This window comes from Flavobacterium crocinum (assembly GCF_003122385.1).
Classification (GTDB): Bacteria; Bacteroidota; Bacteroidia; order Flavobacteriales; family Flavobacteriaceae; genus Flavobacterium; species Flavobacterium crocinum.
In genome coordinates this window covers 4,973,340-4,995,858 of record NZ_CP029255.1, presented here as the reverse complement: position 1 = coordinate 4,995,858, position 22,519 = coordinate 4,973,340, and the positions used below count along the sequence as shown (strand labels likewise).

Genomic DNA, 22,519 nt, shown 5'->3' with positions numbered 1-22,519 from the left:
CAGATTTTTAGAAATGAATCAGGATGTAATTTGTTTAAAATCTGTTTCGCAAATTGTCGAATTTAAATTCCGTAGCCATGAAAATTATTACCATAAATACAGAACAAACTCAAAATATATTTGATGAACTTCAAGCTAATTTTGGCGGGAAGGTAACTTTTGATTTAGATGAATATTCACTGGAAGTAGAAAATAGTTTTGCTGAAGGCTCAATTGTAGGTGCTTCCTTTAATGATAATATTTCTTATGTGCAGTTTGATATGACATTTTCAACAGATGTGCGACTGGATATTCTGAATGTAAAATCGTCTCCTATTTATTTTGCTTATTGTTCTAAAGGAAATTTATCTCATAGTTTTGGACTGAATGGAGAGGAACGAAAATTAAAAACATTCCAGACGGCCATTGTAACGTCTAAACAAAACCAGGATAATGTTTTATTTTTTGAAAAAGGAAAAAAAACGAAACTGACCTTAATAATCGTTGGAACTCAGGTTGATGCTACAGCTCAGGCCCATTCTTTAAATCAGCAGGTTAAGGATACTTTTTTTGAGAATAATCTGGTTCAGGATTTCTTTTATATTGGCTCGTATAATTTGCAGATTGCCGAAAAAATCGAACAGCTTAATTCAATTACACAAACCGGAATTGTTAGAAATTTATTGAAAGAAGGAATTATGAGAATTATTCTGGCGATGGAAATTCAGCAGCATTCAGACGATTTGCATTCTTTTGCAAACGATTCAAACGGATTGACTTTAAGAGAAATGGAAGAAATCAAAGAACTTTCAGAGTTTATCAAAACAAGTCCGGAAGAAGCTTTTTCAATAAAATCATTAAGTAAAAAATCAGGTTTGTCTCCAAACAAACTTCAGGAAGGGTTTAAAATGATTCACAATCGTACTGTCAACGATTACATCACGCATATGCGTGTATTGAAAGCAGAAATCCTTATCAGAACATCTGATTTGAATATTTCCGAAATTGTGTATTGCATTGGTTTTACCAGCAGAAGTTATTTCTCTAAAATTTTCAAACAAAAATTCAATTGTAGTCCAAAGGAGTATAAGTTTAATTTGAATTCTTTGGCTATTACGGCGTAAACGCCAAAGTTATTAAGGTTCTAAGATGCTGAGATCCTAAGTTTTTTTGAATTGTAATAATACTACAGAATTAAATATAAAGTCGTTAGCTCTAAAGCATGATATATAAACACTGAGGTTCTAAGAATTTTAAGTTGAAAAACTTAGAATCTTAGAACCTTAGTTGCTTAGTATCTAAAAAAAATTATACATTTACATAACTGGTTATATAATTAATTATTGTTATGGAATTTTTTGATAAAGTGGGTAAAGCGGCTTTGGGGAGTCGTTTGCGTTTAATGACAGCAGCAATAACCGATGATGCTTCTAAAATTTATGAATTATACGGCGTTGATTTTGTGCCGAAGTGGTTTCCTGTTTTTTATGTTTTGACAGAAGAAAGAGAATTGACTATAACCGAAATTGCAAATGAAATTGGTCATTCACAGCCTTCTGTAAGCAAAATAATTCAGGAAATGACGGCAGCAGGAATAGTAGAAGAAAGCTTAAAAACTGATGATAAGAGAAGAAACAATGTGGTTTTGACTGCGAAAGGGATTTTGCTTTCTAAAACAATTCAGCAGCAGTTAAAAGATATTGATGTTGCTATTGACGGTTTAATTTCAGAATCAACACATAATCTTTGGGCAGCGCTCGACGAATGGGAGTTTTTATTAAGTCAAAAATCGATGTTTAAAAGAGTAAGCGATCAGAAGAAACTTCGCGAAAGCAAAGATGTAGAAATCGTAGAATATGATTCTCAATACAGGGAAGCATTCAGAGCTCTAAACGTAGAATGGATTTCGAAATATTTTGAAATGGAAGAATCTGATTATAAAGCATTGGACAATCCTGAAGAATACATCATTGATAAAGGCGGAAAAATCCTGGTTGCTTTGTATGAAAATGAACCGGCAGGTGTTTGTGCACTTATTAAAATGGAAAACCCGGATTACGATTTCGAAATGGCAAAAATGGCTGTTTCACCCAGAGCGCAAGGAAAAAGTATTGGCTGGCTTTTGGGAAAAGCAATTACAGATAAAGCAAAAGAAATGGGAGCAAAAAAAATATATTTAGAGAGTAACACCATTTTGAAACCTGCTATAAACCTGTATTATAAACTAGGTTTTGAAAAAGTATTTGGCTTAGAAACACCATATAAGAGATGTAATATCCAGATGGAGTTAGTTCTTTCTTAAGTTGCTAAGGTTCTAAGATACTAAGACTCTAAAAAAAACTTAGAATCTTAGTATCTCAGCATCTCAGTATCTTTTTTTTATCTTCCAAACCTATAATACTCCAAATCCTGATTCTTTTTATTGTGAAGAGAATCCAGAATAGAATTCATTCCCAGAACGCTGAAAGTAATTCCGTTGCCTCCGAAACCCAAAATATAATGCTCGTTTCGTCTGGAATTGGGCTTTCCGAAATAGGGAAGTCCGTCTTTGGTTTCTCCGAAGGTTCCAGCCCAGGAATAATCAATTTTAAAATCGAGATCCGGAAAACGTTTAGAGAATTGTTTGAGAAGATATTGTTCTTTTTTCGGAATTAATTTATCTCTCTTTTTAGGGTCTTTAAAATCTTCGTCACCACCTCCCATAATAATGCGGTTGTCTTCGGTAGTTCTTATGTAATGATAAGGCGATGCGGTATCCCAAAAAATAGCATGTTTAAAGTTTTCCGGAAGATCAGGCTGACTTTCAGAAGTAATCACATAAGTGCTTTTTAAATCGACTACCTTTTCGGTTAAGGTTTCGGTGCTTTCATAACCCGTACAATGTATGATATGAGAAGCTGTTATCGTATTTTTTGAATCGGTATGAGCTATAATCTTACCCTTTTGATGTTGTATGGAAGTAACATTGGTTCGATCATAAATTTGCATGCCTTTTTGATGGCAGTAATGCAGTAAATCGGTGGCCAATTTATACGGATCCATTACGGCAGCGGTTTTAGATTCTATAGCTGCTATGGCGTTTAAGCCCATTTTTTGCAATTCAAATCTGCTGAGCCAGCTAACTTCAAATCCGTGTTGTTTCCTTATTTTAAATTCATTCTTTAAATAAGGAACATCTTTTTTCAGTGTTGTAAAATAGATGCTTTTTTTGAATTCGAAGTTGCAGTTAGAACCTACAGTGTCAATAATGTTGCGAAGATCAAAAATGGCTTTTTTACCATTTTGATAACTGTCTACGGCACATTTTACGCCTCGAAGTTTAATTAATTGATGTAACGGGACATCAATTTCATATTGTAACAATGCTGTACTTCCTGACGTGCTGCCTCCACAGACATCACGCCGGTCCAGAAGGATAATTCTTTTTCCTTCATTTACTAGTTTATAAGCCATTAAAGCTCCCGTAATTCCTCCACCAATGATTAAAATATCTGTATTGAGATCAGAATCAATTGAGGGATAGCTATGTTTCATAGCGTCTTTTAGAGGCCAATAAGTTTCGGTAGAACTTAATTTCATTTTTTGGTGTTGTTTTTAGGGGTGTTTTTAGTGGTATTTTTGGTATTATCTTTTATATTTTTTTTAGTGGCAGGTTTATTTCTCTTTTGCTGTTTTCTATTATGAAGTTCATGGGCTTCAGCAATAGAATGAGACGTTCTGATGCTTTCGTCTTTTTTAGCCAGTTCGCTCAAACGATGATAATATTTCTGAATAATGATCATTTCTTCTTCGGTCATACTTTCAATATCAACCAGACTATTGCTGGACGATTCACTGGATGCAACGAGTTCATTTAATTTTAACTGAATAGCAAGCGAATCTTTATTCTGTGCTTTCTGAATTAAAAACACCATCAAAAAAGTGATAATCGTAGTTCCCGTATTGATAACTAATTGCCAGGTTTCAGAATAATCGAAAATAGGTCCCGAAACCGCCCAGGCAACAACAATAATAAAAGCACCAATAAAGGCAGTAGTACTTCCGGCAGCTTTGGAAACTTTTGTTGCAAATTTCTCAAAGGAATTATGATGATGCTGAGCTTCAGATTTCATTACTATTTTGTTTTAGGTTTGCTGACTTTTTCTTTTCGAATTACTTTATTATTTTTTTCATCATAAACTGCAGGATTAATTTCCTGTCCGGTTTTGCTGAAAATTTTAATTTTTGGAGCTTCATGTGTTCCCGTAACAACAATCGGAAATCCGATAATTCCCCAAAGAGGAAGTCCAAGACGCATTCTAAGATCCAAAAGTCCGTCAAAGCTTGTAGTTCCTTTTATTGTAGGTCTAAAACTGGCTACAGAAAAGGTGAATGGCTCAATATTGATTAAATTTTTATCTATTGTCGATTTGATTTCAATCCCTTTCATATCAGGATTGTTCAAACCATTTTGTCCTGTTTTCGAACTAATTCCGTCAAATAATTTCAGGCCTTTAATTTTTACATCGCGTAAATTTATTGTTCCGCCACCTTCTAAAGATTCATAAATTGGCCCCATATTTCCGTTCAGATCACCTTTTATTTTATAATCGACAGAAATAATTCCATGTGCTTTTTCGGCAGCAGTAACCATATCATGAAACATTGGAATTTCTTTGTAAGCCCTTTGCACATCAAAATCTTTAGCCGTAAAATGTGCATCAAAATGTGCAGATGTTGGCGATTCGTCTTTATAAAAGGCATTAATTCCCAGAATACAATCAATGATATTAAAGGTAGTATTTTCTAAGTAAAATCCTTCTTTTTTAACACCTATTTTTCCTGATAATTTATTAAAAATCAGTTTGTTATATTCTATTTTGTCTGCATTTGTAGTTAAAGAGACATTGAGATTTTTAGGAACCATAACAACGCCACTCATTTTTGGGTGATCTTCTTTGGCATATTCAATCTCCACTTTTTTATCTTTATTTTCACCCTCTTCAAGCGCCATAAATTCATCAACGTTTATCAGTTTTGACTTTAAGTTGAAATTACCACTTAACGTTCCGTTTGATTCTAAAAAGTAATTTATGGTATTCAACAGATAGCCGTTGATAGCAAAATCAGATTTTCCGTAAGATGCATCAAATTTTTCAAACCACATTTTTTCGTTTTGAAAGCGAAAATTTCCCTCTTTAATGAAAAACGCTTTCGGAAACAATTCTGAAGTTGCTTTTATATTTTTTAGAAGTATAGTTCCTCTATTGTCCAGTTTATCATATTGTCCGGTTGTGGCATAACTTTGTTTTCCTTTTAGTGAAAGATCGGCTTTGGCATAACCAGTTAAATCCAGACCTTTTTGGGAGAAAACCTGATAAATTCTTCCCACATTCAGTTCGCCTTTGATTTTTGCATTATAAGCCAAATCGCTAAAATCAGATAGAGTAGCATTTACATACACCGGATTTCCTTCAAAAGTAAAAGAGGCAGGAGCAACAGAAACAATCAAATCCTGAAAAGTTCCTGCTTTGTTTAGCATATTGGCGACAAAAGTAATATCGGTAATTGGGTTCGGATAATATTCGGTTTTCAGCCAGCCGTTGCGTAACGAAATACCTCCAATGGTTTTTGGAAACAATTTTTTGGATGTGCTAAAAAGTCCTCGGGCTTGTATATTTGTTTTTAAAATTCCTTTTAAATCTATACTGTTTAGTCCTAAAGCAGCATCAACAACAGCAAGATCCAAAGCACCTTTTACGCTGGCATTGATGTTCATTTCACTTAAACCTTTACTATGTAAATAAGCATTGAAATAATCTTTTTCGCCTACTTTAAATTTCATTGTTCTAAGATTTACCAATAGTTGTTCGGTATCCAACGATGGAAGTATTGCATTTAAATCCATCTGAAAGTTTTTTAAAGGAACGGGTGCATCTTTATAATTTACCGAACCGTCATTAATTTTTAGATTAAAAGCTAAATTTGGTTTTTGCTTTTTCGGAACATTATAATCTCCTTTAAAAGTCAATACCAAATCACTTCTTCCCTGAATTTCAGTTTTCTCCAGCCAGGTCAAATATTCCGGCGGCATTACAGACAACAAATCTTTAACCGTAGTTTTTTCTGAAGCGGCTTTAATATTGATTTTGTATCCGTCTCTTAAAATGGTAAATAAACCTGTAAATTTTAAAGGTAATTTATTGATTTTTAATTCGTTTTTTTGAAGAATAAATGAAAGCGAATGTGTATTGATTCGGGTAATTAAATCGGCTTGGACTTTTTTTCTTCTTAAATAACCTGTTCTATCGTAAAAGAAATCTAAGTTGTCAATTCTGGCATCTGTAGCCAAATCGAAAATATCTTCGCTTAGGTTTCCCTTTCCAACATAATTAAAGCCTTTTGCATCGACTAAAATCTTAGCCGAACGATCGTTGTATTTTACATGACAGTTTTTTAAGTCAATTCTTTCTAGTCGAATTGCAGTTCCTTCCTCCGGAGCGTTTGGATCTTCTTTTTCATTTTTACGATCTTCCGGAGCAACATAAATGTTATAATTGGCCTGACCTTTTTCGTTAACCATTACGTTGATTAAAGCATCAGAGACATAAAGTTTATTGATTTTTACTTCATTATCAAAAATCAGTCGTTTTAAATTGATTCCGAAAGCCACTTCATCTGCTTTTAACAAGGTATCATTACTGAAAGGTTTGGAACCCGTTAAAGACAAATTATCTAAGGAAACAGTCAGTGACGGAAAATGAGTAAAAAAGGAAAGCTTGGATTTTGTAAAGTCCAGTTTAGTGTCCAGGCGTTCGTTTGCAATTTTCTTTACTTCTGAAGCTACTTTCCCGGGAAACAACAACGGAATAATAAATAGCAAAAACAAGATTACCGCAATAGTTATTCCGGTAATCTTTAAAAATTTTAAGGCGGTATGTTTAAATGTAAAAGGCATATAATGTAAGTTTTTGCTGTCTAAAAACAGATATTAAAAATATAGTGTTTTTGTCAGAATTTTAAACTCAAAAGTTGTAATATAGAACTGTGAGTTATGAATGTTATGAAATCCCAAAATCCGAATCCCAAAATCCGAATCCCAAAATCCAAATCTCAATCCTCAAATTCCAGATTCCAATTTTATAGCTAAGATTATTTTTTTTCGGTTTCCGCTTTTTTGGCTTCTTCCTGCTTTTGTTTTTCTTCTTTTTCCTTTTGAGCTTTTTCTTGTTGCTCTTTCAGTTCCTTATCTTTTTGTTCTTTTTCTTTAGCGGCTTTTTCTTTGGCTTCTTCTTTTTTCTCTTTTCTTTCTTCTTGTTTCTGAGCCTTTTCTTTTTCTTTTTTCTTGAAGTAACCTCTAAACAGGAAATTGCTTTTTGCAGCTTCCATATTATCACTAAAACCTTTTGTACCCGTCTCTAAATTGGAAAGTGTGTTTGAAACGCTGTTTGCCATTTTATCATCTTTAACCAGACGGGCTAGAGCGCCGTTTCCATTATTCATGCTATGGCTAAAAATGGCTATTTCGTCTGAAATCACACCAATATTATCCACGCTCTTTTTAACGCTTTTCATAATATCGTGCATTTCGATTCCGTCGATTGAAGCAAGTTGTCCATTATCTTCTATAATTTTTGTGGATTTTGTTCCTGGAGAAATAGTCAAAACTTTGTCTCCCATCAAACCATCAGAACCAATGCTGGCTGTAGCATCGGTTTTAATGAATTTTCGAACATCTTCTTTCATTACTAAAACCACTAAAACAGTTGAGTCATTTTTTAACTGAATCTGCTCGACAGTTCCAACATTAATTCCGGAGAAACGAACATTATTTCCAACCTCCAGTCCGCTTACTGTTTTAAACTGAGAAGTGATATGAAAGGTAGAACCGAAGAGGTTTTGTTGTTTTCCAATAAAATATACGGCCATTATAAAAAGCAGTAAACCTATTGTTACAAACATTCCTAATTTCCAAGTATATCCCGATTGCTTTTCCATGATTTCTATTATTTATTTTGCTTTATTCAAAAAATGAGCGTACCCATTCGTCTTCATCTTTTTCTAATTCTTCGTAAGTTCCTTCGGCATGAATTACACCGTCTTTTAAAACAACAATTCTATCGGCTGTTAACTTTGCACAAGCCATATCGTGCGTAATAATGATTGACGATGTTTTTTGTTTGTGTTTGATATCCAAAATCAATTCGCTGATTTCTCTTGATGTTATGGTGTCCAAACCTGTTGTTGGTTCGTCGTATAAAATGATTTCTGGTTTTAGAATTAGTGTACGTGCCAAACCGATTCTTTTTCTCATACCGCCTGAAAGTTCAGAAGGCATTTTGTCTATAGCATCGGCCAGACCAACATTTTCAAGTGCTTCCATTACTTCATTTTCAATTTCTTCGGCACTTAAATCTCTTTTATGCTTGGTTAATGTAAAAGAAAGATTTTCCCGAACTGACATTGAATCGTATAAAGCACCACTTTGAAAAAGAAACCCAATTCTGACTCTGATTTCATTCAGTTCCTTTTTGGAAATATGAAGTACGTTTTCATTAAATACTTTTATTTCGCCTTTATCAGGTTCAATCAAACCGACGATACATTTTATAGTAACCGATTTTCCAGAACCTGAACGTCCTAAAACCACTAAGTCTTCACCTTTATTCAAAGTCAGATTGACGCCTTTCAGAATTTTATTATCTTTTCCAAAAGTTTTGTGCAGATCTTTAATTTCAATAATCGGAGTCTGATTTTTTTCTTTTGTCTTCGGTTCTTTATGTAATTTTTCCTTTTCCATTTCTAAAAGAATAAGTCGGTTATTTGAACAGCTACCATATCAATAATAAATATGCTTAATGATGCTGTAACCACTGAAGAGTTTGCAGCCTGTCCAACACTTTCTGTTCCGTTTGAGGCATTAAATCCTTTATAACATCCAATCATTCCGATAAAAAATCCGAAGAAGAATGTTTTTAAAGTTGCAGGAAAAAGATCTAAGAATTCCAACGACTGAACAATCTGAGTGAGATATCGGTAAAAATTGACATCGCCGTGAATATTAATCCCGACATAACCGCCAATAATTCCGACCGCATCAGCAAAAAAAACTAAAATTGGCACCATTAAAGTACAGGCTAATACTCTCGTTACAACTAAATAATTATAGGGATTAACAGCTGAAACTTCCATAGCATCTATCTGTTCGGTAACTTTCATAGATCCTAATTCGGCACCAATTCCCGATGAAATTTTTCCTGCGCAAATTAAGGCCGTAATTACCGGAGCAATTTCTCTAATTAAGGAAAGCGCGACCATTCCCGGAAGCCAGCTTTCGGCACCAAATTTTACTAAAGTTGGTCTTGACTGCAGCGTAAGTACCAAACCCATAATAAAACCCGTAATCGCAACCAGTGGAAGCGATTTATAGCCTATGACATAACATTGTTTTAAAAACTCTTTGGTCTCGTAAGGCGGAATAAAAACCTCCTTAAAAAACTTCTTAGCAAACAAAGTCGTTTCTCCAATTTCGGCAAATGTATTTTTTAGGTTGAGAATCAAAATGTTTATGTGTTTAAAATGAAAATCAATTATTTAACAGTTTTTCGGACTTATTGAATTATAGAGGAAAGTTAGCTCAATACTTGTTAAAAAATTTTACACAAATTTTACATAGCCTTATATAATTTTCATAAAGACATAATAATTGTAGCGATTTGACGTTCCGTTTTTTCGTAAACAAAAAATCCCTTTCAATAAGAAAGGGATTTTCCAGGTTTTAAAAGAGAAGTATTTGGTTAGCTTCTTCTTTATGTTTTATGAATTAATAGCAATTCCCGAACGACTTTTCATTAGCGGAATAACTTTAGATTGTGACATAGCCAATTTTTCCATTAATAATCTGGCGGTTAAATAACAAACTGTTGATTCAGCGCCTTGATTCAGGTTTACATTGTATTTTTCAAGTCCGTCATAACCGCCGCCGCTTACGGGATTATACATAATCTGATTTAAATGGTTTTTACCTAAAAACCAATTGAATGCTGCTTTCATTTTCTTTTTGTATTCTGGAGTTTTGAATGCCTGATAAAAAGCGTTTAAAGTCTGAATAGTATACGTTACATCAATTGGCTGTTCTCCATATTCGTGTGGCTCAGAACCTTTATGGTGCCAGCTCTGATTGGATATAGCTTTGAAATTACCATTGACAAATGTTTTAGAAATCAGGAAGTCTAATGAATCTAAAGCTACTTTTTTGTAAACAGGTTTGTCTGTAATTAAATAGGCGTACAGCATAGATTCCGGAAGAATTCCGTTTCCGTACGTTAAATAATTTTCAAACCATTGCCAGTCTTCTGTTGCAGTATCTTCGTAATTGGCCAGTAATTTTGCATTCAGTTTGCTAATAATGGCTGCCACATACAAATTCGGAATAGTTGAATGATACAGATACAAACCTTTTGTAGCAAAACCAATAGAACGGGGAGACTGAATATTTTCTGCCCATTTTAAAGAGTGTAACAAACATTTTGCTGCTTTTTTATAGATTGCTTCAGGAAGAATGTCGGAAATCGAAACTACAGTTCCTAAAGCCCAGATGGCTCTTGCATTGGAATCTTCTAAATTCACTTCGGCATTTTGTTCTACATGTTCGCGATTTTCCTGGTCTACATAATTGATGAAATCTCCTTTTGGCTGTTGGCAGCGTAAGATAAAATCCAAATAGATTAATATATAGCCCAGATCTTCTTTATCCTGAGTTTGTCTGTAATGCATACAAAAAGCAATTAAAGCTCTTGCATTGTCATCTAATGTGTAACCTGAATCCAAATCCGGAATAGAAATTTTACTAAACTGGATAATACCCAAATCTGTAGTCAGTCTTTTGATATGTTTTAATTGAATATCCGGATAACTAAATTTAATTTCTGAAGGATTTTCAATTAATTGTTTATAAGTATTCACTTGTGTTATAGCAACATTTTCCCAGGAAGAGGCTCTCATTTTAGTAAAGGAGTTAATCCCCATTTCATGTCTTAAGTTTTCATCTTCAATAAGTTTAATCGCCGCTGCTGCAAATTGATCTGGATTTCCAATATCACATAAAATTCCAGAATCTTCGGTTAACACCTCTTTAGTATGCGGAATTTTAGAAGCGACAATTGGACAAGCACAACCCATCGCATAAGAAAAAGTGCCACTAACCGCCTGATTAGGGTCTTTAGAAGTAAACATATAAATATCTGTAGCTTTCAGATACTCTAAAAGCTCATCAGTATCTAAATATTGATTTACAAAACGAACATTATTTTCAAGCTTTAATTCTTTAACGATGCCTTCCAATGTATCACGATAAGGATCTTTCCCGTCTTTAATTAAATTAGGATGTGTTTTGCCAATAATTAAATACAAGGCATTTGGTGCTTTTTCGACGATTTTAGGAAGTGCCTGCAATCCTGTTTCTATATTTTTTCCTTCGCCTAAAAGTCCGAAAGTAGATAATACCAATCTGTCCTGAATATTCAATCTTTCTTTTGCCGTTTCCGGAGTTTCATAAACAACAATATGAGTTCCGTGTGGTACACAAGTAATTATTTTTTCATCAATTTCGTAATCGGTAATTAATATTTCTTTGGACTTGTTGGTCATTACAAAAACTGAATTGCTATAAGTCAAAAGCAGTTTTACAAATGTTCTTAATTCGTCATTCGGATTAGGAATTACACTATGAAAAGTATAGGTAACCGGTTTTTTTATTGCATTTAAAAAATCTAAAAGATGATCTCCGTAATTCCCGGAAAACAATCCAAATTCATGCTGAATGTGAACTAATTTTACCGCTTCGTCCTCATTAATTTCTTCCGCTACTTTAACATACTCTTCTCTATTTTTTGTGTTTAAAGTAAATGCCTGTGTTTTATGTTCTTTTGGCTTATCGACAAGTTCGCATATTTCGCATTGAATGGATTTACCGTAAACATCTGTGATTCCTTTAATGGTATCCTGAGTATAGGTGGCTATGCCGCATTGTGTTGGCGGAAAAGTGGATAAAAAAACTATTTTTGATTTATTTGATATTGTTTTCATGAGGACTAATTTTTGTTCGGTTAATAACACGTTGAGGTTCTTAATGCCGCCACAATAGTATTATTGGCAGCGCCATATTTAGATATACAATTAATACAGTTTTTTGCTTTTTCAAGCGTTGTAAAAAATTTTATCTAAAATTACTTTAGGACTATAGCGAGTTTTAATCCAATCGATCAAAAAATTAACTCAAAAGGGTAAACATGGTAATTCTGTAAGTATTGGGAATAATACTGAAAGTGCTTATAAAACAGGTGTTTTGCAATAATTTATGTTAAAAAAACACGCTTTTGCTAGAAATGCTATTTGTAAGAATTAGAGAAGTTGAGAAAATGATTTTTTTTTAAGATTTTAGTACCATTTCGCATAATATTTACGTGTTATAAAAGCTATTGGAATTCCCACACAAAAAATAACTATTAGTATAGAAAGTAGAAGAGCAAAATCTAAATTCTTTTCCGGTAATACCGGAAAAACTATTGGAAGTACAATTAAATTCATTACCACCCAGATAAAGAAACCATAAGTGATTCCGGATAAGAAAGTATTTATTTTAAAAAACGGAATATAAGGAAAGATCTTAAAGTAAAACCAGGCAAAAATAAAGGCAATTAAAAAATGTAAACCCAATCCAAGAAAAGTCATTTCTAATCCGTTTGTATAAGCTTCTTTTTTAAATATTCCGCTCGCAATCGAACGCAGAATTTTTTCGGCTGTTGTTTTATGAAGAATCACGGAATAAATTAAAATCGCTGCCGTAATATCTAAGGTACCGGCTACTAAACCAGATGAAACAATGGTTTTAACTTTTGATCTCATAAAAATGGGTTTTAGTTAAATGCTAGTTTTATTTTTTCTTGAGAGTTTCATAAATCGACTTTAACTGATTGGTATGTCTCTGGGTATGCACAATAGCAAAATGCAACCATTCGTAGATAGTGAAATTTTCAAAACCGGGAATTTGAGCATCCAGACAAGTCAGTGTTAAATCGTATTTTTCTGCGGCTTCAAATAAGTCATCTTGTATTTTTTTTACTGAAGTCAACAAAGTGTTTTTGTCATAATCAATTTCGGGAGGTTTTATATTTTCGGGAGATTGGTATTTTGTATTAAAATCAAGAAAGATGGCATCCAATTGTTTAACATTTTCGTCGGGTTTGCGAGTTGTTTTTTCTGTTTTTCCGGCAAATAACTTTGGAATACCGGAACACGCTAAAATAATATGTTGTACCGTTTGTCCGCCTGTCCAGCTCCCTTCAAATGGAACTACATTAATTTCGTCCTCTGTAAATGCGGAAAGAATATCATTCAGTTTACTATAAGTTTCTAAAATAGTATTTTGGACTGCACTTTTCATCTTGTTTAATTTAGAAATTAGAAAATCAACAGCAAATGCAAACCATGAGTTTAAAGAACCCAGAGTACATTTTTTGTTCAATTAAATTTTATAGAATTAGGGGAATGATAGTATTTCAAATATACGATAAAAAATATTAAAATACTACAGATGAGTGTTTTGTGAGCTGTTAAAATTTAAGGAAGCACTTCGCAAAAATAGCCGTGAAAATTTAAAACAGAAATGATTTTGGTGTTCGAAATTTCATTGGCATGAATACGTAAAATTTTGTCACAATCTTCTAAATCGAAGTTGATTGAACTGTTGGGATAATGCTCAAGAAGTTTCTCAATGATAATCTGGCATTGAGATTCTTCCTGAACATTTGTTTTAAAAACTTCAATCATAAAGTTTGAGTTTTAGAGCGCTATATTTTTATAACGCTGTATTTTATGATAAGTCACATAAGAAACAATTAAAATAGCAAGGACAATAAGCGGGAAGAAGCCTTGAAAATCAATTCCGTCCACAGCAAAATGGCTTATGGAAGCAAAAATAAAATCAAAAGCAAATCCTGCATAAGCCCATTCTTTAATGCGCCCCGGAACTTGCGGAATAATTAATGCTAAAACGCCAAGAATTTTAAACACGACTAATGCATTTCCGAAATATTCAGGATAACCAAGATGTCTGATTCCTTCTTTGGCTAATTCAGTTTGAGAAGTTAAAGCCGGCATAACGCCTTCAAATAAAAAGATAAGGATAGTAGTAGTCCAGAAAATGATTTTGGTTGTCTTCATTGGGTATTTGTTTTTAAATAGTTATTAGTTAATGTATTACAAATGTACTATTCTTATTTTTCTGTAAAATACCTATTTATGACTATTTTGGGGGCATTTGGGACATTTGTTGAATTCTTAGATTTTAGAAAGTAGATTTTTAGATTGAGAATAGTTCTCAAAAAGACGCGAAGGCGCAAAAGTTTTTTTAGCTCTCGCAGATTTGGCAGATTGAGCAGATTTTTAAGCAAGAAATAAATAATCTGCTCAATCTGCCAAATCTGCGAGAAAAAAATCCTTTAATCTTTTTTAATCTGTGGCTTAAAAATAAAATTTTGCGACTTCGCGTCTTTGAGAGAGAATTAATTAGCTGCTTAATTGGAATTTGGATTTTAAAATTTGGAATTTACCCCAATTGATAATTCGTAATCGTAAACAAATCCTCAAAACCCAATCTCGTATAAATGCCTTTTCCTAAAGCAGAAGCTTGCAGTTGTGCATATTCACAATCAGCATCAATAGCTTCGTTGATAGCAAATTTCATGATTTCTTCCGCAAAGCCTCTTTTGCGCATTTCCGGAATAACGCCGACACCGTGAATTCCCATCGTTTTTTCTGTTTGAAAAAGAGTCAAGGTTCCAATCGCTTTTCCTTCAAAATGAACTAAATAAAACTTTGCATTTTCGTAATTAGCAACCAAAGTTTCTTTACTGATTTTATAACTAAAAGACAACGGATAAATATCAGACCAGGTTTTAGCATCTTCTTCATTTAAAACTCTTTTGAAATTAAGATTGTGTTGAATCGGCACTTTTTCTCCCAGTTTTAGTGCCATCGCTATAAGCTGAATGCGGACATGAAAGCCGTTTTTTTCAAAAAAATCTTTAGAATTACTTCCAAAGATATCCCAGTATGGAACAACCAAACCTGGATTTTTCGCCATAATTTCCTGAATCTTCAGAAAATTTTCTTCGGTAATATCTTCTCGAGACCATAATCTATTGGGCCAGCCAGAGTTTTTGATCTGAGAAAATTCAAAAGGATCATTTTTATGATAAGATAGAAGGGGAGTTGCAACCGTTTTCCACAGCGTGGTAAGATTGTCAATATTGTCTTTGATGAGGTTTATAGTGGTCATTATTGTGACGAGTTTAAATTGTAGAACAAAGATAAATCCGTTCTTTCAGAAAAGCCTTTACATATGTTGATTTACAAATCTTTTTCCAGACTTTTTCTAATTCGGCTTAACTGTGTTGGCGTAATACCTAAATGCGAGGCAATATGCAGTAGCGGAACACGATCGGCAATGCTAGGATGTTTTTCCAGAAGACTGATATATCTTTCGGTTGCATTTTGCATAACCAAGGCAACTTCTCTTTGTTCTTTTTCGATAATCCAGTTTTTTTCCATTTTAGCGATGTAGAAGTTTTTGAGATCGTCGTTTTGATAGATCAGCTCCATATATCTTTTATAGTTGATGTTGATTATAATGGAATCTTCCAAAGCTTCAAGTGTAAAATTAGAAGGAGTTTGGAGCATCAAAGAAACTTTAGACCCCGCAAAATAATTTTCCATAAAAAGGTTTTTATTATAGAAATTTCCCTGCTGATCGGTTATAAAAGCCCTTAAAATTCCCTTTGCAATAAAATGAAGGTTTTTGGCAATCTCTCCGTTTTGCAGAATAATTTCTCCTTTTTTAAGGGTTTGAAATACTGCTATTTCCTCAATCAATTTCCACGAACTTTCAGAAACAGGATAGTAGCTTTTGATGGTTTGTTTTAATTGATTTAGGTATTTCTGTTGATCAGATGTCATTTTATTTTTGCTTTTGCGAAAGAATAAAATTAGATAAGTTTTTTGTTTGGTGCAAGCTGATTTAATAGCTCTCGCAAAGTCGCAGAGGCGCAAAGTTTTTTTAGTATTTGTTTCACGCAGATTCTGCAGATTTAAGCAGATTTATTTTTTAATAATAAATAAAAGATCTGCGCAAATCTGCTAAAATCTTTTTAAATCTGCGTGAAAAACAAACCTTTGCGACTTTGCGTCTTTGCGAGAAACTAAAAAAAGCTTTTGCGCCCTTTGCGTAAATCCTCGCGTTCTTTGCGGTTAAATAACAAAAAACGCCATGAAACCTAAGTTCCACAGCGTTCTCCTCTCAAAAAATAAATAATTAACGGGTAATGTAAAGGGTATTATTTCCAGCCTCCGCCAAGAGCGCGGTACAAATCTGTGTTGGCTGTAAGTTGTTGTCTTTTGATATCAGCAAGTTCCAATTCGCTTTGCAATAAATTTGCCTGAGCGGTTAAAACTTCAAGATATTCTGCCATACCGTTTTTGAATAAAAGGTTAGCATTTTTAATAGCTTGTTGTAGCGTTTTTACTTTTTCTTTTAAGAACGTTTCCTGTTGCTGTAATTTCTCTACTTTAACCAAAGCATCCGAAACTTCGCTTACCGCAACTAGAACTTGTTGTCTAAAAGCTAAAACCGCCTTTTCTCTTTCTGCGACAGCGATATTATATTGCGTTCTCACTCTTTTGTTGTTTAAAAGCGGTTGTGTTAAGCCTCCCGCAACAGTTCCGAATAATGAAGCCGGAATGTTGAACCAATTGCTGGTTTCAAAAGAATTTACACCACCTTGAGCCGTAATTCTTAAGGCTGGATATAAATCGGCTTTTGTGATTCCTACGTTTGCGTTTGCGACTTTTAGGGCTAATTCGGCACTTTTTACATCTGGTCTTCTGCTGACTAAAGCAGACGGAATTCCAATTGCTGTATTGTGTTTTACTTCAAGTGCACTTAAACGAACCGATCTTTCTTTAGAATTTGGAAAAGAACCTGTTAAAACACTTAAAGCATTTTCCTGAATCGCAATATTTTGTTCCAATAACGGAATCAATTGCGCGGAGTTTAATTTTTGTGCTTCCGATTGTTGAATCGCTAAAGTAGTTACCTGACCAGCATCGTATTTTAATTTGATAATATTGGTTGTACTATCATTTAAACGAAGATTTTGTCTGGCAATATCCAATTGCGCATCCAGCATCAAAAGATTGTAATATCCTCTTGAAACATTGGCAACAATATTAGTCTGCAATGCTTTTTTTACTTCTTCAGACTGAAGATATCCTGCGTAAGCCCCTTTCTTTTGGTTTCTGATCTTTCCCCAAATATCAGCCTCCCAAGAAAGAGAAGCTCCAGCAGAATAGTCGTCAATATGTTTAGCTCCAATTGCCTGATTTAAGTTCAATCCCGTAAAACTATTGTCTGACGGATTGCTTGTGCTTGCGTTTACAAATAAGTTAACCTGAGGTACATTTCCCCATTTGGATTGTGTAAAACGGTATTGTGCAATTTCAATGTTCTTTTCGGCAATCTGAAGGTCGTTGTTTCTCGCAACGGCACTGTCGATTAATTTTATAATATCTTTTTCTGTAAAGAAGTTTTTCCACTCCACATCGGCAATACTTGTTGTATCACTCGAAACCGATGCATTCCTGAAATTCTCAGGAAATGCATCTTTTGGAGTTTCAATATCCTTTGAGACTTTACAGGATATTAAAGTCGTGATCAGAATGGCGAAGGTCACGATTTTGGTTATATGATTTTTCATTTAGTCTTTTTATTAAAATTCCTTTAACCCATTTGGGTGTAATTTTTTGAAACACATAGAGACATAGTTTTTTGCAGATTTAAAAGGCGTTTCACTTGTTTAAATGTATATAGTTCTATGTGTTGAAACTAGTTTCTTCTAATCTCTTTTTTCGATACAAAAAGCTATGTTTGTATGTGTTTAATTTTTTTCTCAACAGATTATATCTCTGTACAAGTATCTTTTCTGGTTTCAAGATCTCTTGAGATTCTGTATGATATATATCCGATGCCAAATATGATGGCTACAAGGATTGTCGTTATATAGTTTTCCATTTATTATTTTTCTTCGTTATGAATTACAGCGATTGGTTTCCCGCTCACTTTTTCTTGTAAATGCTGGAAGATGATGAATAAAACAGGAATGATAAACAAACCTAGAATTACTCCTGAAAGCATACCTCCGGCTGCCCCAATACTGATGGAGTGGTTACCTTGTGCTGATGGACCTTTGGCACTCATCATTGGTACTAAACCAACCACAAAAGCAAGAGACGTCATGATAATTGGTCGCAAACGTAATTTTGCTGCCATGATTGAAGCTGCTACTAAACCTTGTCCTGATCTTCTTCGCTGCGCCGCAAATTCCACAATCAAAATGGCATTTTTAGCAAGCAGTCCGATCAGCATGACAAGTGCAACTTGTACATAAATATTGTTTTCGATTCCAGTTAAACCAATAGCAACGAATACTCCAAAAATACCTGCAGGGATTGATAAAATAACCGCTAGAGGAAGGATATAACTCTCATACTGTGCAGCAAGTAGGAAATAAATGAATATCAAACACAGTAAGAAAATTGTAGCCGACTGACCTCCGGAAGAAATCTCCTCACGAGTTTGGCCCGAGAATTCAAACCCGTAACCTGCAGGTAATTGTTGTGCTGCTACTTCTTCAATGGCTTTAATGGCATCTCCGGAACTAAATCCAGGTTTCGGAATGGCATTAATCGAAATTGAATTAAATAAATTGTATCTGGAAGCGGTTTCAGAACCATAAATACGGGTTAGTTTCACTAAAGTATTTATTGGCACCATTTCGCCTGTTTTGTTTTTTACAAAGACTCTGTCAATTGCAGTTGGATCGGCTCTGTCATCGATATCGGCTTGAACTACAACACGGTAATATTTACCAAATCGATTAAAGTCTGATGCCTGAGCACTACCAAAATAAGCCTGCATGGTTTGTAAAATGTCTTTTACATTAACTCCCAATTGATTTGCTTTTTCGTCGTTAACTTCCAATTGCAATTGTGGATAATCGGCTTTGAAAGAGGTAAAGGCAACTGCAATTTCCGGACGCTTCATTAATTCGCCGATAAAATTCTGAGAGATTCCACTGAATTTATCCAGTTTTCCTCCCGTTTTATCTTGAAGAACCAAATCCAAAGCCTCAACGTTACTAAATCCAGGAACTGTTGGGAAACTGAATACGAAGAAACTTCCTCCTGAAATGGATCCAAGTTTACCGCGAACCTGATTCATGATTTCGTCAATGTTTTTTACTTCTCCGCGTTCTTCGTTTGGCTTAAGCAATACGAATACAACCGCAGAAGATGGACTTGTTGAATTGGTCAATAAGTTGAAACCTGAAATCGCTGTTACGAATCTTGAAGCGTCTAAACCTCTTAAAGTATTCTCCGCTTCTGTCATAACTTTCTGCGTTCCATCTAAAGATGTTCCAGATGGCGTATTTACGGCAATCGCAATAAATCCTTGATCTTCTGTTGGAATAAACCCTGCAGGAGTTGTTTTTACCATCAAAATAGTGGCAGCAGTAATTAATGCTAATCCGCCTAAACTTAACCATTTTCTTCTGATTAAGAATTTAAGTCCGCCTGTATAACGATTTGTCAACGATTCAAAACTGCTGTTAAAAGCGGTAAAGAATTTTTCTTTAAATCCTTTTTTCTTGTACGGTGCATCGTGATCGTTAGATCCGTGATTATCTTTTAAGAATAATGCAGCAAGAGCCGGACTCAATGTTAAGGCATTTACAGCCGAAATTACAATGGCGATTGCCATCGTAAAGGCAAACTGACGATAGAAAACTCCTGTTGAGCCTTCCATAAAACCAACCGGCAGGAATACAGCAGCCATTACCAGCGTAATCGAGATAATAGCACCCGTTATTTCGTGCATTGCTTCATGGGTTGCGATTTTTGGAGACAAACGTTTATGCTCCATTTTCGCATGCACCGCTTCGACTACCACAATGGCATCATCGACCACAATACCAATCGCCAGAATTAATGCGAAAAGCGTCAAAAGGTTGATCGAGAATCCGAATAACTGCATGAAGAAGAACGTTCCTAAAATTGCTACAGGTACAGCAATAGCCGGGATTAAAGTTGATCTAAAATCCTGAAGGAAAATAAATACCACAATAAATACAAGGATAAAAGCTTCGATCAAAGTATGTTCAACTTGTTCGATAGATTGATCAAGAGAAACTTTTGTACTGTAAAATATATTGTGTTTAATGCCTTTTGGAAAATCTTTAGAAGCTTTTTCCATCATTTTATTGATTGCAATCTGAATATCATTCGAGTTAGAACCTGCTAACTGAATCACACCAATTACAATTCCTTTTTTACCATTCAGACGAGTTAAACTGTTGTAAGAGTAAGCACCCAATTCAACTCTCGCTACATCTTTCAAACGAAGAACAGAACCGTCTGCGTTGGAACGAATCGCGATATTTTGATAATCTTCTGGTTTAGTAAGTTTACCTTTGTATTTAATAACGTATTCAAAAACTTCTTTGCTTCGCTCTCCAAATTTCCCCGGAGCCGCTTCCAAACTTTTGTCCTGAATTGCCCCCATAACTTCACTTGGTGTAACATTATGAGTTGCCATTTGTGTTGGGTTTAACCAAACACGCATAGAGTAGTCTTTTACACCACCAAAAATACTGGCAGAACCTACACCCGGAATACGTTTTAATTCCGGAATAATATTAATTTGCGCATAGTTGGCAACAAAAGTCTGATCGTATTTTGCTTCATCATCCGTGTACATACCGATGGCCATGATGAAAGAGTTCTGTTGCTTTGCCGTGATCACACCTTGCTGTACAACCTCTGCAGGCAATTGGCTTGTCGCTTGTGCTACACGGTTTTGCACGTTTACCGCAGCCTGATCGGCATCTGTTCCTAATTTAAAGAAAACAGTAATCGCCAAAGTACCATCGTTACTGGCAGTAGAACTCATATAAGTCATGTTTTCTACACCATTTATAGACTCTTCCAGAGAAGGCGCCACAGAACGTAAAACCGTTTCTGCGTTGGCTCCCGGATATACCGCCGTTACCAAAACCGATGGAGGCGCAATATCAGGAAACTGTTGTAAAGGCAGTTTAGTTAAACCTAATACCCCCAGAATGACCAATAAAATGGAAATTACGGTTGCAAGTACAGGTCTTTGTATAAATATTTTGAACATTGTGTTTTAGAATTATTTTTGATTAGTTACTTCGGCAACTTTAGTTGATTTTTCAGGCTGAATCGCTTGTCCGTCCTGAAGCTTGTCAATACCGCTTAATACGATTTGGTCGCCTGTTTTTACACCTTCTTTAATTAAATAATTAGTTCCGCTTTTACCCACAACTGTAATAGGCATTTTGGTTACTTTGTTGTCTTTGCCTACAGTAAATACAAATACTTTGTCCTGCATTTCAACTGTAGCCGACTGCGGAACCAAAATCGCATCGTCATGATTTAATCCTAAACGGATTCTTCCTGTGTTTCCAGAACGAAGCGTTCCGTTTGCATTTGGGAAAGTCGCTCTAAGAGTGATGGCACCAGTAGTTTTATCAAACTGACCGTCAACCATATCGATTTTTCCGGTTTTTGGATAATCAGTATTATCAGCTAAAATCAAGTTAACCGGAGGCAGTTTTTTGATTTTATCTCCTAAAGAGTTTCCAGCGTATTTCGATTTAAAGTTGATGAAATCCGTTTCACTTAAAGAGAAATAAGCAAATACTTCGTGAACATCTGAAAGTGTAGTTAAAGGCTCAATATCTGAAGCAGAAACTAAACTTCCTTGTTTTTTAGGCAATCTTCCAATGTAGCCGCTTACTGGAGCTGTTACATTTGTATATCCTAAGTTGATTTTTGCAGAACCAACCATCGCTTTTGCCTGTTCGATATTCGCTGCTGCGATTTTCTGAGAAGCTTTAGCTGTTTTTAACTGATAATCAGAAACTACTTTGTTTTGTACAAGCGGAGTCAGTTTATCAACTTCTAAGTTGGCGTTGATCAAAGCCGCTTCAGCTGCATGAAGACTAGCCAAAGCATTGTTTAACTGCTCACGAAACGGACGCTCATTGATTTTAAATAAAGTCTGTCCTTTGCTTACATAAGCCCCTTCGTCGACAAAAATTCTGTCAAGGTTTCCGCTTACCTGCGGACGAATCTCAACGTCAACAGTTCCTTGTATAGAAGCAGGATATTCATTGTCTGTAGTAGTGTTTGCACTCGTGATAGCCAATACTGGTAAAACCGGTGGAGGCGGAGCAGTTGGCGCCTGATTTTTATCAGCACAGCTGCTTAGTACTAGGGCCAGAATAAAACTGGTTATAATTACATTTTTCATTTTCATTGTGGTTTTAATTGGTTGAACATTTTCTCGGATTAATTCTTTGGGCATTCTGGCATTCTCGGGATTCATATTTAATTGAATTAAATTATCTAACATTGTTAAGTA

At 34.7% G+C, this 22,519-nt stretch carries 18 protein-coding genes; 2 read left to right on the top strand and 16 right to left on the bottom strand.

Annotation, left to right across the window (positions count from 1 at the left end; genetic code table 11):
- Positions 1–77: 77 nt before the first annotated feature.
- Both HYN56_RS21280 and HYN56_RS21275 read left to right on the top strand, forming a co-directional pair.
- Positions 78–1,103, top strand: coding sequence for a helix-turn-helix domain-containing protein (locus HYN56_RS21280; RefSeq protein WP_109194036.1), 1,026 nt, complete (start codon positions 78–80; stop codon positions 1,101–1,103).
- A gap of 224 nt (positions 1,104–1,327) precedes the next feature.
- The gene (locus tag HYN56_RS21275; RefSeq protein ID WP_109194035.1) at positions 1,328–2,281 is read left to right on the top strand and encodes a bifunctional helix-turn-helix transcriptional regulator/GNAT family N-acetyltransferase; all 954 of its coding nucleotides are present in this window, start codon (positions 1,328–1,330) and stop codon (positions 2,279–2,281) included.
- Between the two features lie 77 nt (positions 2,282–2,358).
- Here the strand turns inward: HYN56_RS21275 and HYN56_RS21270 are convergent, their stop codons facing one another.
- The 16 genes from HYN56_RS21270 to HYN56_RS21195 form a co-directional block, all read right to left on the bottom strand.
- Entirely contained in the window at positions 2,359–3,558 is a 1,200-nt protein-coding gene (locus HYN56_RS21270; RefSeq protein WP_109194034.1) for an NAD(P)/FAD-dependent oxidoreductase, read from the bottom strand.
- Complete coding sequence (locus HYN56_RS21265) at positions 3,555–4,091, bottom strand: low affinity iron permease family protein (protein ID WP_109194033.1); 537 nt, start codon at positions 4,089–4,091, stop codon at positions 3,555–3,557. Before HYN56_RS21265 ends, HYN56_RS21270 begins: the two co-directional genes overlap by 4 nt.
- Positions 4,092–4,093: 2 nt before the next feature.
- Entirely contained in the window at positions 4,094–6,916 is a 2,823-nt protein-coding gene (locus HYN56_RS21260) for an AsmA family protein (RefSeq protein WP_109194032.1), read from the bottom strand.
- Positions 6,917–7,110: 194 nt separating this feature from the next.
- On the bottom strand, positions 7,111–7,956 hold the full coding sequence (locus tag HYN56_RS21255) for an MlaD family protein (protein ID WP_109194031.1): 846 nt from the start codon (positions 7,954–7,956) through the stop codon (positions 7,111–7,113).
- A 22-nt stretch (positions 7,957–7,978) separates the two neighbouring features.
- Positions 7,979–8,758, bottom strand: coding sequence for an ABC transporter ATP-binding protein (locus tag HYN56_RS21250; RefSeq protein ID WP_109194030.1), 780 nt, complete (start codon positions 8,756–8,758; stop codon positions 7,979–7,981).
- Positions 8,759–8,760: 2 nt separating this feature from the next.
- A complete protein-coding gene (locus HYN56_RS21245) occupies positions 8,761–9,519 on the bottom strand; it encodes an MlaE family ABC transporter permease (RefSeq protein ID WP_109194029.1) in 759 nt (252 codons plus the stop codon).
- Between the two features lie 255 nt (positions 9,520–9,774).
- Complete coding sequence (locus HYN56_RS21240) at positions 9,775–12,045, bottom strand: glycosyltransferase (protein ID WP_109194028.1); 2,271 nt, start codon at positions 12,043–12,045, stop codon at positions 9,775–9,777.
- 351 nt (positions 12,046–12,396) lie between these two features.
- Positions 12,397–12,864, bottom strand: coding sequence for a DUF1440 domain-containing protein (locus tag HYN56_RS21235; protein ID WP_109194027.1), 468 nt, complete (start codon positions 12,862–12,864; stop codon positions 12,397–12,399).
- Between the two features lie 28 nt (positions 12,865–12,892).
- The gene (locus HYN56_RS21230; RefSeq protein WP_109194896.1) at positions 12,893–13,402 is read right to left on the bottom strand and encodes a DinB family protein; all 510 of its coding nucleotides are present in this window, start codon (positions 13,400–13,402) and stop codon (positions 12,893–12,895) included.
- Between the two features lie 176 nt (positions 13,403–13,578).
- Positions 13,579–13,788 (bottom strand): hypothetical protein, encoded by a 210-nt coding sequence (locus tag HYN56_RS21225; protein ID WP_109194026.1) that lies wholly within the window; start codon positions 13,786–13,788, stop codon positions 13,579–13,581.
- Between the two features lie 12 nt (positions 13,789–13,800).
- The gene (locus HYN56_RS21220; RefSeq protein ID WP_109194025.1) at positions 13,801–14,181 is read right to left on the bottom strand and encodes a DoxX family protein; all 381 of its coding nucleotides are present in this window, start codon (positions 14,179–14,181) and stop codon (positions 13,801–13,803) included.
- Between the two features lie 385 nt (positions 14,182–14,566).
- Positions 14,567–15,298 (bottom strand): GNAT family N-acetyltransferase, encoded by a 732-nt coding sequence (locus HYN56_RS21215; protein ID WP_109194024.1) that lies wholly within the window; start codon positions 15,296–15,298, stop codon positions 14,567–14,569.
- A 71-nt stretch (positions 15,299–15,369) separates the two neighbouring features.
- Positions 15,370–15,975: a Crp/Fnr family transcriptional regulator gene (locus HYN56_RS21210; RefSeq protein WP_109194023.1), complete on the bottom strand. Its 606-nt coding sequence runs from the start codon at positions 15,973–15,975 to the stop codon at positions 15,370–15,372.
- A gap of 377 nt (positions 15,976–16,352) precedes the next feature.
- Positions 16,353–17,771 carry a TolC family protein gene (locus HYN56_RS21205; protein WP_109194022.1) on the bottom strand — a complete coding sequence of 473 codons (1,419 nt, stop codon included), beginning with the start codon at positions 17,769–17,771 and terminating at the stop codon, positions 16,353–16,355.
- Between the two features lie 317 nt (positions 17,772–18,088).
- The gene (locus HYN56_RS21200) at positions 18,089–21,253 is read right to left on the bottom strand and encodes an efflux RND transporter permease subunit (protein WP_109194021.1); all 3,165 of its coding nucleotides are present in this window, start codon (positions 21,251–21,253) and stop codon (positions 18,089–18,091) included.
- Between the two features lie 12 nt (positions 21,254–21,265).
- On the bottom strand, positions 21,266–22,483 hold the full coding sequence (locus HYN56_RS21195; RefSeq protein ID WP_109194895.1) for an efflux RND transporter periplasmic adaptor subunit: 1,218 nt from the start codon (positions 22,481–22,483) through the stop codon (positions 21,266–21,268).
- Positions 22,484–22,519 lie beyond the last annotated feature (36 nt).

Bases quoted from the DNA above. Each gene is read 5' to 3' on its own strand.
- HYN56_RS21280 (WP_109194036.1), top strand. From the start codon at position 78: ATGAAAATTATTACCATAAATACAGAACAAACTCAAAATATATTTGAT.
- HYN56_RS21275 (WP_109194035.1), top strand. From the start codon at position 1,328: ATGGAATTTTTTGATAAAGTGGGTAAAGCGGCTTTGGGGAGTCGTTTG.
- HYN56_RS21270 (WP_109194034.1), bottom strand. From the start codon at position 3,558: ATGAAATTAAGTTCTACCGAAACTTATTGGCCTCTAAAAGACGCTATG.
- HYN56_RS21265 (WP_109194033.1), bottom strand. From the start codon at position 4,091: ATGAAATCTGAAGCTCAGCATCATCATAATTCCTTTGAGAAATTTGCA.
- HYN56_RS21260 (WP_109194032.1), bottom strand. From the start codon at position 6,916: ATGCCTTTTACATTTAAACATACCGCCTTAAAATTTTTAAAGATTACC.
- HYN56_RS21255 (WP_109194031.1), bottom strand. From the start codon at position 7,956: ATGGAAAAGCAATCGGGATATACTTGGAAATTAGGAATGTTTGTAACA.
- HYN56_RS21250 (WP_109194030.1), bottom strand. From the start codon at position 8,758: ATGGAAAAGGAAAAATTACATAAAGAACCGAAGACAAAAGAAAAAAAT.
- HYN56_RS21240 (WP_109194028.1), bottom strand. From the start codon at position 12,045: ATGAAAACAATATCAAATAAATCAAAAATAGTTTTTTTATCCACTTTT.
- HYN56_RS21235 (WP_109194027.1), bottom strand. From the start codon at position 12,864: ATGAGATCAAAAGTTAAAACCATTGTTTCATCTGGTTTAGTAGCCGGT.
- HYN56_RS21230 (WP_109194896.1), bottom strand. From the start codon at position 13,402: ATGAAAAGTGCAGTCCAAAATACTATTTTAGAAACTTATAGTAAACTG.
- HYN56_RS21225 (WP_109194026.1), bottom strand. From the start codon at position 13,788: ATGATTGAAGTTTTTAAAACAAATGTTCAGGAAGAATCTCAATGCCAG.
- HYN56_RS21220 (WP_109194025.1), bottom strand. From the start codon at position 14,181: ATGAAGACAACCAAAATCATTTTCTGGACTACTACTATCCTTATCTTT.
- HYN56_RS21215 (WP_109194024.1), bottom strand. From the start codon at position 15,298: ATGACCACTATAAACCTCATCAAAGACAATATTGACAATCTTACCACG.
- HYN56_RS21210 (WP_109194023.1), bottom strand. From the start codon at position 15,975: ATGACATCTGATCAACAGAAATACCTAAATCAATTAAAACAAACCATC.
- HYN56_RS21205 (WP_109194022.1), bottom strand. From the start codon at position 17,771: ATGAAAAATCATATAACCAAAATCGTGACCTTCGCCATTCTGATCACG.
- HYN56_RS21200 (WP_109194021.1), bottom strand. From the start codon at position 21,253: ATGTTCAAAATATTTATACAAAGACCTGTACTTGCAACCGTAATTTCC.
- HYN56_RS21195 (WP_109194895.1), bottom strand. From the start codon at position 22,483: ATGAATCCCGAGAATGCCAGAATGCCCAAAGAATTAATCCGAGAAAAT.